The sequence below is a fragment of the Microbulbifer aggregans genome (genome assembly GCF_001750105.1).
In the GTDB taxonomy this organism is placed as follows: Bacteria; Pseudomonadota; Gammaproteobacteria; order Pseudomonadales; family Cellvibrionaceae; genus Microbulbifer; species Microbulbifer aggregans.
The window spans coordinates 3,785,317-3,799,066 of the sequence record NZ_CP014143.1 but is presented as its reverse complement, the minus strand read 5'-3'; the positions used below and the strand labels follow the sequence as shown (position 1 = coordinate 3,799,066).

At 59.2% G+C, this 13,750-nt stretch carries 14 protein-coding genes; 6 read left to right on the top strand and 8 right to left on the bottom strand.

Annotation, left to right across the window (positions count from 1 at the left end; translation table 11 throughout):
- Window positions 1-16: 16 nt before the first annotated feature.
- The 3 genes from AUP74_RS16640 to nhaC all read right to left on the bottom strand — a co-directional run bounded on the left by AUP74_RS16640 (window position 17) and on the right by nhaC (window position 3,990).
- On the bottom strand, window positions 17-1,528 hold the full coding sequence (locus tag AUP74_RS16640; protein ID WP_069948544.1) for a Y-family DNA polymerase: 1,512 nt from the start codon (window positions 1,526-1,528) through the stop codon (window positions 17-19).
- Between the two features lie 133 nt (window positions 1,529-1,661).
- The gene (gene imuA / locus AUP74_RS16635) at window positions 1,662-2,369 is read right to left on the bottom strand and encodes a translesion DNA synthesis-associated protein ImuA (protein WP_083261068.1); all 708 of its coding nucleotides are present in this window, start codon (window positions 2,367-2,369) and stop codon (window positions 1,662-1,664) included.
- A 133-nt stretch (window positions 2,370-2,502) separates the two neighbouring features.
- Complete coding sequence (nhaC, locus tag AUP74_RS16630) at window positions 2,503-3,990, bottom strand: Na+/H+ antiporter NhaC (RefSeq protein ID WP_069948543.1); 1,488 nt, start codon at window positions 3,988-3,990, stop codon at window positions 2,503-2,505.
- A gap of 204 nt (window positions 3,991-4,194) precedes the next feature.
- Between nhaC and dcd the strand changes: the two genes are divergently transcribed.
- The 3 genes from dcd (at window position 4,195) to AUP74_RS16615 (ending at window position 6,377) form a co-directional block, all read left to right on the top strand.
- Window positions 4,195-4,764 (top strand): dCTP deaminase, encoded by a 570-nt coding sequence (gene dcd, locus AUP74_RS16625; protein WP_069948542.1) that lies wholly within the window; start codon window positions 4,195-4,197, stop codon window positions 4,762-4,764.
- Window positions 4,765-4,941: 177 nt separating this feature from the next.
- A complete protein-coding gene (locus AUP74_RS16620; RefSeq protein WP_069948541.1) occupies window positions 4,942-6,135 on the top strand; it encodes a BaiN/RdsA family NAD(P)/FAD-dependent oxidoreductase in 1,194 nt (397 codons plus the stop codon).
- Between the two features lie 56 nt (window positions 6,136-6,191).
- Entirely contained in the window at window positions 6,192-6,377 is a 186-nt protein-coding gene (locus AUP74_RS16615; protein ID WP_069948540.1) for a hypothetical protein, read from the top strand.
- A 122-nt stretch (window positions 6,378-6,499) separates the two neighbouring features.
- Here the strand turns inward: AUP74_RS16615 and AUP74_RS16610 are convergent, their stop codons facing one another.
- The 3 genes from AUP74_RS16610 to AUP74_RS16600 form a co-directional block, all read right to left on the bottom strand.
- Window positions 6,500-8,803 carry a S46 family peptidase gene (locus AUP74_RS16610; protein WP_069948539.1) on the bottom strand — a complete coding sequence of 768 codons (2,304 nt, stop codon included), beginning with the start codon at window positions 8,801-8,803 and terminating at the stop codon, window positions 6,500-6,502.
- A gap of 178 nt (window positions 8,804-8,981) precedes the next feature.
- On the bottom strand, window positions 8,982-9,224 hold the full coding sequence (locus AUP74_RS16605) for a YMGG-like glycine zipper-containing protein (protein WP_069948538.1): 243 nt from the start codon (window positions 9,222-9,224) through the stop codon (window positions 8,982-8,984).
- Between the two features lie 243 nt (window positions 9,225-9,467).
- Complete coding sequence (locus AUP74_RS16600) at window positions 9,468-9,749, bottom strand: glycine zipper domain-containing protein (protein ID WP_069948537.1); 282 nt, start codon at window positions 9,747-9,749, stop codon at window positions 9,468-9,470.
- Between the two features lie 179 nt (window positions 9,750-9,928).
- Between AUP74_RS16600 and AUP74_RS16595 the strand changes: the two genes are divergently transcribed.
- Window positions 9,929-10,168, top strand: coding sequence for a DUF3820 family protein (locus AUP74_RS16595; RefSeq protein WP_069948536.1), 240 nt, complete (start codon window positions 9,929-9,931; stop codon window positions 10,166-10,168).
- An 82-nt stretch (window positions 10,169-10,250) separates the two neighbouring features.
- Here AUP74_RS16595 and chaB read toward each other — a convergent pair whose 3' ends face one another.
- Together chaB and gltA are read right to left on the bottom strand one after the other, a co-directional pair.
- Entirely contained in the window at window positions 10,251-10,481 is a 231-nt protein-coding gene (chaB, locus tag AUP74_RS16590) for a putative cation transport regulator ChaB (RefSeq protein WP_069948535.1), read from the bottom strand.
- Window positions 10,482-11,263: 782 nt separating this feature from the next.
- Window positions 11,264-12,556 (bottom strand): citrate synthase, encoded by a 1,293-nt coding sequence (gene gltA / locus AUP74_RS16585; protein ID WP_069948534.1) that lies wholly within the window; start codon window positions 12,554-12,556, stop codon window positions 11,264-11,266.
- A gap of 457 nt (window positions 12,557-13,013) precedes the next feature.
- Between gltA and sdhC the strand changes: the two genes are divergently transcribed.
- Both sdhC and sdhD read left to right on the top strand, forming a co-directional pair.
- On the top strand, window positions 13,014-13,388 hold the full coding sequence (gene sdhC, locus AUP74_RS16580) for a succinate dehydrogenase, cytochrome b556 subunit (RefSeq protein ID WP_069948533.1): 375 nt from the start codon (window positions 13,014-13,016) through the stop codon (window positions 13,386-13,388).
- Window positions 13,382-13,750 carry a succinate dehydrogenase, hydrophobic membrane anchor protein gene (gene sdhD / locus AUP74_RS16575; RefSeq protein WP_069948532.1) on the top strand — a complete coding sequence of 123 codons (369 nt, stop codon included), beginning with the start codon at window positions 13,382-13,384 and terminating at the stop codon, window positions 13,748-13,750. The genes sdhC and sdhD overlap by 7 nt, the downstream gene beginning before the upstream one ends.

Below are 13,750 nucleotides of genomic sequence, written 5' to 3'. Positions count from 1 at the left end.
GTCGTGAGTAGGAGTATCAGGCGTAGATACCCTGCAGATACCACTCCGCAGATGTGAGGTCCTGGTACACCCAGTAGAGGCTGCCTTCCTCACCCCGAGCGATGTAGTAATCGCGGGCGTGGCGGTGGTGTTGCCACCAGTAGCCGTCGATACGCTCGGGGCCCTGCAGTAGCTGGATCTCACCGCGGTAGAAAAGCTTGTTCTCACGCGCCTTGATCGGATCCGGTCTCTGCAGGAACCAGCTGGGGCGCGGTGCGTTGACAGGTTTTACCTGGTGCCCGTGCTGACGGCGACCGCTCTGGAGTATCAGGGTGTCGGCGCTCTGCCAGGCTTGCTCCGGCAGGTGGCTCTCCCGCAGGGTGACGCCGGACATGGCCTCGTGGCCGAGGCGGGCCTTGAGCTTGTCGAGTAGCTGATGGCTGCGCTGCAGATTGCTGCTCTCACCGAACAGATCGTCGTCTAGCACGCTTTCTTCCAGGGGCTGTAATTGATCGCAGGTGAGATGCAGTGCCTGTACTTCCTGCTCCAGATGAACGCGCTCGAACTGTAATTTTGTCAGTGCGATCAGGCGCTGTGCATCCAGCAGCGGGCGTGACACTTCAACGCTCACTACTTGGCAGCCTTTCTGGCCGAAGTCCAGTTTCCAGCGCAGTTGCTGTGCATATAACTGGCGGCGTTGCAGTTGCTGGCAGAGTTCGCGCACCAGGCGGCCGGTGGGAAACAGCAGTTGCTCGCTGTTATCCAGCGGGGTGGGGAAAAACAGTTCGCTGTGGAACTGCGGCGGTGGCTGGTAACTTGGGACCGGATCGTGCCGGCTGCCATTCAACCGCGCCAGGTAATCCACAAAGTTGCGGCCGAAGCGGCTGCCGACCTCGGACAGGGGAATGGCCAGCAACTGGCTGACGCGCTTGATGCCGCAGGCATAGAGTTTGGCGGTGGTCTTGTGGTCGCAATCCAGTAATTTAGAGGGGCTGAAACTGATCCACTGGCGCCACTGCTGGGCCGTAGGGGGTGACTTGGCTTCCTGCAGCCACTGCCGGTGTTCCGGTAACTGGCTGAGCATATGGGCAGCACTGGGACTGTGGCCAAGGCCCATTGTTGCAGTGATCTGCATCTGTTCCAGTTCCCGGCGCAACTGCTCCAGTAGCGGCTGCAGGCCGCCGCTGGCGCGCAGGCAGCCGCTCAGTTCCAGGTACAGGCAGGCAGCGCGGCTCTCTCCGTTTTCCACCGGGCCTGCAGCCATGGGTGAGACCACCGGTGTAAAGCTGTAACCCCATTGCGCCAGTTCCTGCAGTAGCTGTGACTCCCGTTCCGTATCCCGCGTCAGTAGCTCCAGTTCGGCACTCAGGGCACAGGCGGTGGCGATGGTGAGGCCACATTCAATACCGCGCTGATTGGCGGCCGGGTTGGCATCGACGATCAGTTGCTGTTCAGCGACGGCACGCGGCGTTTCGTCGATGGGTCCGGTTTGGGCGCGGGTGAGGGCCTGCAGAGGCAGGCGGGGAAACTGGATACAGAGCCAGAGCATGGGGAACTCCTGCACTTTTCAGTGCGTGATGTCTTCAGGTGATACCACTTCCTGTTTTGGTCTTTTTGTTTGGGTTGGGCGGGCTGGAATGCCCGCTGCCTTTTGGAGCAATGAATTCGTTGCTGACAGATCCTCAGTGCAGCGGCCGGTCGCGCCGGGTGAGGTCGCTGTTGCGGGCCAGGTGGAGCCGCTGCCCGGAGGCGCCGCCCAGTTGTTTTTGCAGTTGCAGGACCAGCTGTTCGCCGTCACTTGCCAATTGCAGCCGCAGGGCGGCCGGTGATGGGCTGGCAGCACAGGAGCTGGGGCGAAAATGAAAGTGCATGGCATTGCCCTCACGGGCGGCTACTTGCAGACGGCGCAGATCCTTGTCTGCCGGCGGCGGGCCGCCCTGCCAGCTGAGCAATGCGCCGCAGCAGCCGGATTGCAGGGTCTGCTCCATGGCCCACAACTGATCCCGTTGGCCACGCGGGTGCAGGATCAACAGTTTTTCTAACCGGACTCCGGCAGCAGCCAGAGCGGGGGCGTAGGGGATAAAAGGCGGATTGATCAGTACCACCATCTGCTCCCGCTGGGTCATCTCTGCCAGGGCTGGTAACAGCAGTGACAGCTCACCGATACCGGACTGGTCTACCAGTAGCTCTGTAGTGGCACCACGGGGCCAGCCGTTGCCGGCCAGCAGGGCATCCAGCCCGGGATAGCCCGTGGTAATGCCGTTTCTTGGGCGCTGTTGTTCATTGGCGGCCTGCCAGATATCCGGCCGTGCCAGCAGCCGGTTGATGCGCTGGCGCCTGGAGCCATGATCTAACTGATTGTTTTGAATAAGGTTTTCGGCATTGCTCACGATCTGAGCCCTCTTTGTCAGCTCCCGGTCTTTGGGTTGCTGTATGGGTATACAGTTAATACTGTCAATTTATACAGTAGTTGTTTCAGGCTAACAAGGGTGGGTTGAGTTGCTGGCGCAAGTTATCGCCAGTTTATTGATCGCTACTTTCGCTACTTACGATGGGCTCGGTGCGGACGATCCGGAAGCCGGTAAAGCCGTACAAGACGCTGAGTAGCGGGCTGGCGATATTGAAGAAACAGAATGGCAGGTAGAGCAGGGTGGATACGCCGAGTACGGCTGACATAAAGGCACCGCAGGAATTCCAGGGGACGAGTGGCGAGGTCACTGTGCCGGAGTCGGCGGCGAGCCGGGAGAGGTTCTGCGGCGCCAGTCCACGTTTGGCGAACTCTGCCCGGTAAATTCGGGTCGGTAGCACCAGGGCGATGTACTGATCTCCCGCCACTACGTTGAGGCCGATACAGCTGGCGCACACCAGCAGGAACAGCTGGCCGGTGGACCTGGCGTGGCTGATCGCCGGGCTGACCAGACGGTTGATCAGGCCGAATTCATCCAGCAGGGCGCCAAAGGTGACGGCGCCGATGATCAGCCATACCGTAAACAGCATGCTATCCATGCCGCCACGGGACAGGAGACTGTCTACATCGGCAATACCGGAGTCCATGGTGAAGCCCGTGGCCATGGCCTGCCAGATGCTCTTGATGGCCTCCACCGGGCCCATCTGGGCGCTGTCGACAAAGCCCCTGTACACGTCCGGCTGCAGGAAGGCGCCGAGCACACCGGCAAACATGGCCGAAGTCATCAGTGCCAGGGAGGCGGGTACCTTGCGGATCGACAGGAAAGCAAGCAGCGCCAGCGGTAGCAGGTTCCAGGCGCTGATCCGGTAGATACCGTTCAGTGCCTCCAGTTCTACCGCGGTCTGCAGCTCGGATTGCCCCTGGACATCGACCCGGCCCAGTCCCAGCAGGCCGAAGAGCACGGCGGCGATCAGGAACGCCGGGACCGAAGTCCACGCCATGGTGCGGATATGGGTGGGGAGGTCCACCCGCGCCATCTGGGCGGCAAGGATGGTGGTCTCGGATAGTGGTGAAAGCTTGTCGCCGAGATAGGCGCCGGATATGACTGCCCCTGCGGTAATGGCGGGAGACACCTCGAGCATATTGGCGATGCCCACCAGCCCCACACCGATGGTACCGGCGGTGGTCCAGGAGCTGCCAATGGACAGGGCGATCACGCCACAGATCAGTGCCGTGGCCACGTAATACCAGCCCGGTGCCAGGACTTGAATGCCGTAATAGACGAGTGTGGGAATGGTGCCCGACAGGTTCCAGGTGCCGATCAGGGCCCCCACGGCTAGCAGGATAAAGATGGCACTGGTGACTGAAGCCAGCGCGCCCTGGCCGGCTTTCTGCACCGCCCCCCACGTATAGCCGTTCTTCAGCGCAATCAATGCCGCCACCATGCAGCACAGGATCAGGGCGGTCTGGATGGGGCCATCCAGGGCATTCAGCCCGAACAGGGCCAGAGCAGCGGCGATCAGAACGGTGAGTGTGACCAGTGGGATCAGCGCGTCCACCAGGGAGGGTGCACGAATGGGGCGGTCTGTACCGGGCTTACTCATGGTTCCATCCGGTCGTGCCCAGGTTCAGCCGTGGGGGATCCGCCCGGGCGCTGGCGGCTCAGTTGCCTCGCTTCTTCCTAAACATTAGCTGACGGAAAGTGTCCCGTGGGTTCCCGGCACAGCTGGCACTTTTTTGCACAGTTCAAACCCGCTATGATTCCGCCTCTTTCACAGACCAGAACACGCACAGCGACGGGGGGCGGAGTGAGTATCAAATCCGACAAGTGGATTCGCCGGATGGCCGAGCAAGAGGGCATGATCGAGCCCTTCGAGCCGGGTCAGGTACGCAAGAACGGCAACGGTGATCGACTGATCTCCTACGGCACCTCCAGCTACGGCTATGACGTGCGCTGCTCCAGTGAATTCAAGATCTTCACCAACGTGCATTCCGCTACTGTGGATCCGAAGACCTTCGACGAGAACAGCTTTGTGGATGTGGAGGGTGACTCCTGCATCATCCCGCCGAACTCCTTCGCCCTGGCGCGCACCGTGGAATACTTCCGCATCCCGCGCTCCGTACTGACCATCTGCCTGGGCAAGTCCACCTATGCCCGCTGTGGCATCATCGTCAACGTGACGCCACTGGAGCCGGAGTGGGAGGGTCATGTGACCCTAGAGTTCTCCAACACCACCAACCTGCCGGCCAAGATTTACGCCCACGAGGGTGTGGCGCAGATGCTGTTCTTCGAATCTGACGAGGTCTGCGACGTGTCTTATAAGGACCGCGGCGGCAAGTACCAGGGTCAGCGCGGCGTCACCCTGCCGCGGGCCTGATTTTTCTCTGGCGCCCCGGGATTACTGTGTGGCGTCAAAGTGACGGGGGCGCGGGTTCCGAAAACGCATGAACACGTCCCTGTGGCTCCTTCCGTACCGTCCCTGGTACGGAAGGTTTCGGAACCCGCGCCCCCGCCACTTCTCCCTTACCTCGCTTTTCTCCATTAGCATTTAGCCATGAATGAGCTTCCCCAACAGATCGATGTCCTGATCATCGGTGCCGGTGCCGCCGGGCTCATGTGTGCGGCTGTGGCCGGGCAACGGGGACGGAGTGTGCTGGTGCTGGACCACGCCAACAAGGTGGGCAAGAAGATCCTGATGTCCGGCGGCGGGCGCTGTAATTTCACTAACCTGTATACCTCGCCGGAGAACTTCTACAGCGAAAACCCGCACTTCTGTAAGTCGGCGCTGGCCCGTTACACCCAGTGGGACTTTATCGCGCTGGTGGAAAAACATGGGATTCCCTACCACGAGAAAACCCTGGGTCAGTTGTTTTGCGACAACAAGTCGAAGGACATTGTCGACCTGCTGCTGGCAGAGTGCCGCGCGGCCAAAGCGCAGGTCCGCACCCGCTGTAGCATCGAGTCGGTGAAGCCGCTGGGTAACGGCTACCGGGTTGAGACGAGCCTGGGTCCGGTGCAGTGCCAGTCGCTGGTGATTGCTACCGGCGGTCTGTCGATTCCCACCATGGGTGCGACCGGCTTTGGTTACGATATTGCCCGCCAATTTGGTTTGCGCCTCGTGCCCACTCGTGCGGCCCTGGTACCTTTTACCCAGCACAAGCGCCAGCTGGAGCGACAGCAGGAGTTGCCGGGCAGTGCGATACCGGTCACCGCTACTTGTGGTGCGGGCAGTTTCCACGAGCAGATGCTGTTTACCCACCGTGGCCTGAGCGGTCCGGCAGTGTTGCAGATTTCCAGCTACTGGCGTGAAGGCGAGCCCGTCTCATTTGACCTGGCACCGGACCTGGACCTGGCCGAGTGGCTTGTCCAACAGCGGCAGGAAAAACCGGAGGCGCATCTGCATACGGTGCTTGCCGGCTTTTGGAGCAAGAAGCTTACGCAGCATTTCCTCTCCGAAAAGGGTATCGAGAGCCGTCCTCTCAAGCAGTTCAGTCCCTCTGAGCTGGCCGAAATCGGTATGGCGTTGCAGACCTGGCAACTGGTGCCTGCCGGTACCGAGGGCTACCGCACGGCCGAGGTGACCCTCGGTGGTGTGGATACGGATGCAATCTCGTCGCGAACCATGGAGTGTAAAACACAGCCCGGGCTGTATTTTATCGGTGAGGTACTGGATGTGACCGGCTGGCTGGGTGGGTACAACTTTCAATGGGCCTGGTCTTCCGCACATGCCGCCGGAGAAGTGGTTTAATATAGCTCTACCCCATCCAATGGCTCTGGCATAAACCGGACAGGAGGCGAGCATCCATGGGCGATGTGATTCCCTTCAAGCGCAAAACCGCGTGGCAAAAGCACAAAGGCAGCAGCCTGTGCCGCGATGGCTTCCACAAGTGGCAGGTGGTTACCGAGCGCAAGTTCGACGTCAAGCAGGGCAAGCTGGTGACCGAATACCGCTGCGAGCGGTGCGGCAAGACCAAGACCAAGCTGCTCTGAGCGCCAGTCCGTCCAAGTACCTTAACCTGACATTCCCAGTTTGGGGGTTTTGGTGGTTAGCAAACAGAAATAAAAAAAGCCGGCGAAAACGCCGGCTTTTCTATTTCTGGCTAAGGGGGGAATCAGTTGGCTGATTCTTTCTCAGCGGAATCCGCCGCCACACCCATTTCTTCCAGCAGGTTGTGTGCCCCGTCGACTTTTTCCATTACCCACAGCATGTAGGCTACATCTACGTGGATAGCGCGGGTGTTGTCGTTGAAGTCCCAGTCGGCGTTGATGCTGTCATAGGTGCCGTCGAACACCAGGCCAATCAGCTCGCCCTTGCCATTCATGGTGGCAGAGCCGGAGTTGCCGCCGGTGATATCCACAGTACTGAGGAAGTTCACCGGTACTGAGTTCAGCTCTTCCTTGTAGAAGCGGCCGTAATCCTCGTTCTTGATGGCATCGAGGAGCGCCTGCGGTGCATCGAAGGGATCCTCGCCGGTGTACTTCTCCTGGATGCCGCGCAGGGTGGTGAACGGTACAAAGCCGTCTTTGCCATCGTTGCCGTCTGCGGGGCCCTTGATGGTGCCTTCGGGCGGGGTGTAGCCCTTCACCAGGCCGTATGTGAGGCGCAGGGAGCTGTTGGCATCCGGGTAGACCGGCTTGCCCTGTTCCTCGTAGTAGGCAATCAGCAGGTCCATGTACTTGGGACGGAGCTCGGCAAAACGGCCGGTCATGGCCTTGTCCCGCTGTTCCATTGCGTACATGTCGTCATACATGGCGACGGCCAGCTGGATGAACGGATCTTCGCTGTTGCGGAAATCTTCTGGAGATTTCTCCATCCACGCCAGGCGGGTATCCGTCTCGGTGAGATCCGTGTTCCCGTACATCGCCGACAGCTTTTCCTGCAGGGCTTCACCGCTGGCGTCGTCGCCGAGGAATTCGCTAAAGCTGGCGATGCGCTGGTCTTCCGGCAGCTGGTTGTAGCGCTGGATGAAGTAGGTCCAGATTGCCTGGTCCACTTGCGGATGGAAGTTGCGCTCGATGCGCTTCATGCTCTCGGTGAAGCGGGTCATGTCACGCTCTTGATAGCCGGGCTCGCGCTCCATGTTCGGCTTTTCTTTTTCCAAGCTGAGGCGGTACAGCCGCTGAGCTGCGCTTAGCATGGCGGAGCGGCCCATATAGCGCATCACCAGGTCGCGCTCCTGGGTGGACTGCTGCTCTGCAATCAGCGCCTGCAGATCTGCGATCACAGAAGCGTATTTCTCGGCAGATTCCGGGTTGGCCTCGATCCAGGCCTGCAGATCCTTCTCCAGCTGCTGTTTGCGCTGCAGCAGGTCGCTGCGCTCGTAGCCTTCCAGCATGCCGGTGAAGTTCTTGGAGTAGTTGTTCAGGCCGGCGACCAGGCTCGCGTATTTCAGTTCTGCGTCCTTGTTGCCCTCGCTGGCTTTGCCGATAACTTCGGACCACTCCGCCAATACCTTCTGCATGGTGGGGTAATACCAGTTGAAGTTGTTATCCACCTCTGCGGCGGTGCGGTAGCGGTTGGTGCTGCCGGGGTAGCCGGCCACCATCACATAGTCACCCTCGCTCGGGCCCTTGGTGGCAACTTTCAGGTGGTGCTTGGGTTTGTAGGGGACGTTGTCCTCGGCGTAATCCGCCGGCTTGCCGTCCGGGCCGACATAGGCGCGCAGGAAAGAGTAATCGCCGGTATGGCGCGGCCACATCCAGTTGTCGATATCGCCACCGAATTTGCCCACGGAGGAGGCCGGGGCGTGCACCAGGCGAACGTCGCGGATCGCCAGCTGCTTGATCAGGTAATAGGTGGCGCCGCCGTAGTAGCTGTAGACCTCACAGCGGTGGCCCGGGTCGGCCTCACACTCGGCAACCAGGGCTTTCTCGGCATCTTCAATCGCCTTGAAGCGCTCGGCACCGTCCATATCGTCGCTGAGCTTGTTCTTGATCTTGTCCGTCACCTCCTGCATGTCCACGGTCACGTAGACCCGGGAACCCGGGGCGGCCGGCAGCTCTTCCTCCAGGCTCTTGGCCAGGAAACCGTTGGCCAGCAGGTCGTTGTCCTCGGTGGAGTTATAGGAGATGGAGCCATAGGCGCAGTGGTGGTTGGTTGCGACCAGGCCCTGAGGGGAGACGAAGGACGCAGAGCAGCCTCCCAGGCTGATAACGGCGTTCATCGGGAACTGGGTCAGGTCCGTCATGGTTTCCGGATCCAGCTCCAGGCCCAGGCTCTTCAGCTTGTCGCCCAGCAGCGGCAGCTGGCTTGGCATCCACATGCCTTCGGTAGAGACCGAGGCCTGTTGTGCTGATTCGGGTTTGGTCTCGCTGACCGGTTGGGTTGTTTGTTCGGTTGGCTTGCCGTCACAGGCGGCCAGCAGTGCTGTGGCCAGGGAAAGCCCCAGCACACGTGATAGGTTATTTTTCTTCACGGCTTGTCCTTAGCGGTTTGGCTTTTGCTGCGAAATCACAGTGCGGCCGCAACAGGCGGCCGCAAGGGCTCCATAATCCCACAATTGGCGATTGGGGAAAACGAAGAAGCCGGTAAACCGAGGGGGTTACCGGCTCCGATCATCGAGTACGAACTCTGATAGATGATGACTGCGCTGATCAGCGACGACGTCTCCACTTCCGTTGGTTGCGGTCATAGATCCAACCACCCGCGGCACCGATGGCCGCGCCCGTGGCAACACCGCGAGTATCACCACGGATCACCGCGCCGGTGGCTGCACCTATTCCTGCCCCGGTAGTAACCCGGCGCTGCGAGTCACTCATGTTGGCACAGCCGGTGCTGCCGAGGCCGGCAGCCAGGATCACGGCAAGGCCACAATTCTGAATTACACGGGTTCGCATAAGCACCTCTAAAAACCTTCCTGCAAAAAACAGCTCCAGTGTAAGGTGGCGCCTCGCGCGCCACGATGGCGCAGGCGGAAACCTTGAGATGTGTCCTTAACTCGCGATTGGCTTGCCCAGAAAGTCGGGGTGAAGCTGAGCATCACCCCGTATGGTTATTGTTGCTGTTACTATCCCGTCGCGGCCCGGGGCATGGACTGACTGTTGGGCGGCCATTTTGCCCCGTTTCTTTCGGACCCGCTCCTAGCGGTAAACGCGGCGGCCGTTACGGTCGTAGTAGTAGTGCCGTTTCTTCTCGCGGTCGTAAAGCCAGCCGGCGCCTGCACCCAGTACTGCGCCTGCCGCGGTGCCTCCAGGCCGACCACCGGAGATCAGGGCCCCGGTGACTGCACCAATACCGGCTCCGGTTCCGATACGACGATCGGTATCACTCATGTTGGCGCAGCCGCTGGTGAGGCTGCCGGCGAGAACGGTGGCGGATACCAGAGAGGCTAGCCCCGCGCGTTTCAGGTAATGATTCAGCATAATAGGCTCCTGATGGTTCGACAGGGTTTGAGCGGGCGGATCAGGCAGGTCACCTCCATGAGTGAGGCGGATGGCCGGGGGATAGCCCACGTCAAGCGAGTTTATTGTCCTGTTCAGGCGCTCCCCACCTGCGCTGTCAATGTCAGGTGGGCCTGAAAAGAAGTCGGGAAGAGGTAGTTATGTTTGAGAAAAAAGACCTGCTGGATATAGCTCGTACCCCAATGCCCTTTGGTAAATATGCAGGAAGGATGCTGATTGATTTGCCTGAGGAATACCTGCTCTGGTTTCAGAAAAAGGAATTTCCCGCGGGGCGGCTCGGCTACCTGCTGGCACTAACGCTGGAAATCAAGATCGAGGGGCTGGAGGGATTGATTCGCCCCCTGAAAGGAGGCGGCCCAGAAAGGGCAGGGAACCACTAGCTCGACCTGGCCGCGCTTACCCATTCAAGCAAGATCACTGTCGCGGGGATACCCGATAGGAATGTGGGGCGCGGGGTTGAGATCAGGATTTGCGGTGCCATCGGTCGTCATCGCCTTTTTCATATTTTTCTTTCACCGCAGACCAGGCGACCGCGTGGGCTGTTTCCTCACGGGAGGAATCTCCTTTCCGGTCCTCCGGTTTCGCATACTGTTCCCAGGCGCTATTGAACGCTTCCTTGTAGATGGACTGAGCATGCGGTGGCAGTACATTCCTGACGCTATCCGGAAGTTCTTCGCGCTTTTCGTAGGGCATGGAGTCGACTCCGGTACTGTTTTTCCCGTGTATTTAGAGTGTAGATAGTGCGCCAGAAAGTTTGTGACGGAGCTGCCCAACACTAAAATACATAGTGCCTAGGTAAGAAGCCCCGTCACTGTTTGTAGTGCGGAGCGGCAAGAAGAAGCGGTCCGCAATGGAGCCCGGACAAGACCGTAAATAGGCCCACAGCGGGTGACCACTGGTCTGAGATGACTTCAGCGAGTGAACATGCGGTACTAACGTTCGGACAGCTTAAAGAGAGGGAGCGGTCGAAATGAATTCGGCCGCTATTCTCTTTTACGGGTACTTAATTTTTGGTTTCGATTTCTTCTCCCAGGTACCTGAAATTTTTCATTCTCTCGCTCCCATCACAACTGCTCCTCCCCGCAGCCCTGAATAGCCTGAATCTATTGGAGCTTTCTGGGATTGAAGTTTTAGGCAGGTGAGGGCGCCAGGAAGACACACGCCGCCCAAGGTGACTTCGGCGCCAGATGTGTGACTTTCTTCGCGAAAATCCAACTTCCATTTGTAGAAAAGGTAATTGGTGCTATTTTGAAAATTAAATGACATCGCTGTCAGTTTGCATGTTGGTCAAAGCCGGCGTCCCTTTGGGGCTGGGCGATAGCGGCAGCCGGTGGGCGTTGCCATCACAGCTATTCACTCTCACAGGGTGTGGTAAATACAAAGGGCGCTGCGGCGCCTTTTGTATTTTCTGAAGATCGATCAGGTACAAAAAACCCGGCGCTGAGGCCGGGTTTTTTTTAGCTTGGATCAGCGCCTTACTTGCGCTTGTCCAGCGGTACGTAGTCGCGCTGGGTGTAGCCGGTGTACAGCTGGCGCGGACGGCCGATCTTGTACGGGTTGGAGATCATCTCATTCCAGTGCGCAATCCAGCCGGCGGTGCGGCCGGTGGCGAAGATCACGGTGAACATATCGGTGGGGATACCGATGGCCTTCATGATGATGCCGGAGTAGAAGTCCACGTTCGGGTACAGCTTCTTCTCGACGAAGTACTCGTCTTCCAGGGCGATCTTTTCCAGCTTCTTGGCGATGCGCAGCAGCGGGTCGTTCTCGGCACCCATGGCACCCAGGACTTCGTCGCAGATGCCCTGCATGACGCGGGAGCGCGGATCGAAGTTCTTGTACACGCGGTGGCCGAAGCCCATCAGGCGGAACGGGTCGTTCTTGTCCTTGGCCTTGGCGACGTACTCGTCGATACGGCTCTCGTCGCCGATCTCCTGCAGCATGTTCAGTACCGCCTCGTTGGCGCCACCGTGCGCCGGTCCCCACAGGGCGGCGATGCCGGAGGAGATGCAGGCAAACGGGTTGGCGCCGGAGGAGCCGGCGAGACGCACGGTAGAGGTGGAGGCGTTTTGCTCGTGGTCGGCGTGCAGCAGGAAGATCACGTCCATGGCCTTGGCCACGATCGGGTCGATTTTGCTCGCTTCACAGGGGTTGCCGAACATCATGTGCAGGAAGTTCTCGGCGTAGCCGAGGTTGTTGTCCGGGTACATGAACGGCTGGCCCTTGGAGTGCTTGTAGCACATGGCAGCCAGGGTCGGCATTTTGGCGATCAGGCGATGGGCGGAGATTCTACGATGCTCCGGATCGTTGATGTCCAGGGAGTCGTGGTAGAAGGAGGCGAGGGCGCCTACTACGCCACACATCATGGCCATCGGGTGGGCGTCGTAGCGGAAGCCCTTGAAGAAGTTGACGATGGACTCATGCACCATGGTGTGGTTCATGATGGTCTCGACGTACTCTCTCTTCTCTTCTGCGCTCGGCAGCTCGCCGTTCATCAGCAGGTAGCAGGTTTCCAGGTAGTCGGACTGCTCTGCCAGTTGCTCGATGGGGTAGCCGCGGTGCAACAGCTGGCCTTTGGCACCATCGATAAAGGTAATCTTGGATTCACAGGCGGCGGTGGACACAAAGCCCGGGTCGTAGGTAAACAAGCCCTTGCCGGTCAGGCTGCCGACGTCGACAACGTCGGGGCCGAGAGTGCCGGAGAGCACAGGCATCTCTATAGTGCCGTCGATACCGTCGACCGTTAGTTGCGCTTTTTTATCGGACATTGCGGACTCCTAAAACTGTTCTTATGCCGCCTGATTCCCTGTCATATTGGGCCGTAGCGGGCTTTTAAGCGGGGCCAAACTTAAGTGTCGCGCCCCCAATTGTCAAACTGAACCGGGCGGAGTGACCCGCTGGGAAACGGCAGAATATGCGGTCACGCTTCGCAGTGGGAGAGGAATTGCCTGAATACCCCCACCTGGCGTCCAAGTATATTCGGTGCTGACCTCCCGCCAGGGAGCCGTTTTTACGATCTGGAGCCCGGAAGGGGCCGCCGGGGAAGGCCGCAGTTTCATTGTCTTTTGAATGCCAAATGCCTATAATCCGCGCGGCTTGCGCCGAGGTACGGCCATTTTGTACAAGCCTTCATCAGGTCGAGTGCAAAGTGAACAGCAGGCGATTCGCCCCTCCAATGAAAGCTAACGGGCGCCCGGTCGTTCAGGGCAACAAGGTGTTTTTCCTGTGAACAAAAGCAGACCTGTCAATCTAGACATTTCCACTATTAAGCTCCCCGCTGCCGCACTGGTTTCCATTCTGCATCGTGTCTCCGGCGTAGTGCTCTTCGCCGTGATGGCGCTGTTGTTGTGGATGCTGGGTACCAGTCTCGAGTCCGAGCAGGGCTTCGCAAGTGTAGCCGAGACTTTCAGCAGCGTTCCCGCCAAGCTCATCCTGTGGGCTTCCCTGGCTGCCCTCATCTATCACCTGGTGGCTGGCGTACGTCATTTATTCATGGACCTGGGGATCGGTGAGTCCCTGGAAGGTGGCCGGCGCGGTGCCGTGCTGGTTCTGGTCCTGAGTGTCATCCTGATTCTGGCAGTGGGAGTATGGTTATGGTAACGACCGTCACTAGTTTCGGCCGCAGCGGCGTTTTCGATTGGCTGTACCAGCGCGTTACCGCGGTGGTTCTCGCTGCCTATACCCTCTTTATTGTGGGTTTCATCTTTCTGACTGATGACTTTGGTTATCAGGCCTGGTCCGCGCTGTTCCAGAACTTCTGGATGCGCATCTTCAGCCTGGTAGCGCTGCTGTCTGTAGTGGTGCACGCCTGGATCGGTCTCTGGTCTGTTGTTACCGACTACCTCACCAATCGCATGATGGGTCCCAAGGCGACCGTATTGCGAGTCCTGGCGCAGACTGTGCTGGGCGCGGTTGCCGTGATCTACACGGTGTGGGGCATTCAAATTCTGTGGGGTGTGTAA

Coding starts and splice junctions, on each gene's coding strand:
- AUP74_RS16595 (WP_069948536.1), top strand. CDS start 9,929: ATGTTTGAGAAAAAAGACCTGCTGGATATAGCTCGTACCCCAATGCCC.
- AUP74_RS16600 (WP_069948537.1), bottom strand. CDS start 9,749: ATGCTGAATCATTACCTGAAACGCGCGGGGCTAGCCTCTCTGGTATCC.
- nhaC (WP_069948543.1), bottom strand. CDS start 3,990: ATGAGTAAGCCCGGTACAGACCGCCCCATTCGTGCACCCTCCCTGGTG.
- AUP74_RS16615 (WP_069948540.1), top strand. CDS start 6,192: ATGGGCGATGTGATTCCCTTCAAGCGCAAAACCGCGTGGCAAAAGCAC.
- gltA (WP_069948534.1), bottom strand. CDS start 12,556: ATGTCCGATAAAAAAGCGCAACTAACGGTCGACGGTATCGACGGCACT.
- AUP74_RS16640 (WP_069948544.1), bottom strand. CDS start 1,528: ATGCTCTGGCTCTGTATCCAGTTTCCCCGCCTGCCTCTGCAGGCCCTC.
- chaB (WP_069948535.1), bottom strand. CDS start 10,481: ATGCCCTACGAAAAGCGCGAAGAACTTCCGGATAGCGTCAGGAATGTA.
- sdhD (WP_069948532.1), top strand. CDS start 13,382: ATGGTAACGACCGTCACTAGTTTCGGCCGCAGCGGCGTTTTCGATTGG.
- AUP74_RS16620 (WP_069948541.1), top strand. CDS start 4,942: ATGAATGAGCTTCCCCAACAGATCGATGTCCTGATCATCGGTGCCGGT.
- AUP74_RS16605 (WP_069948538.1), bottom strand. CDS start 9,224: ATGCGAACCCGTGTAATTCAGAATTGTGGCCTTGCCGTGATCCTGGCT.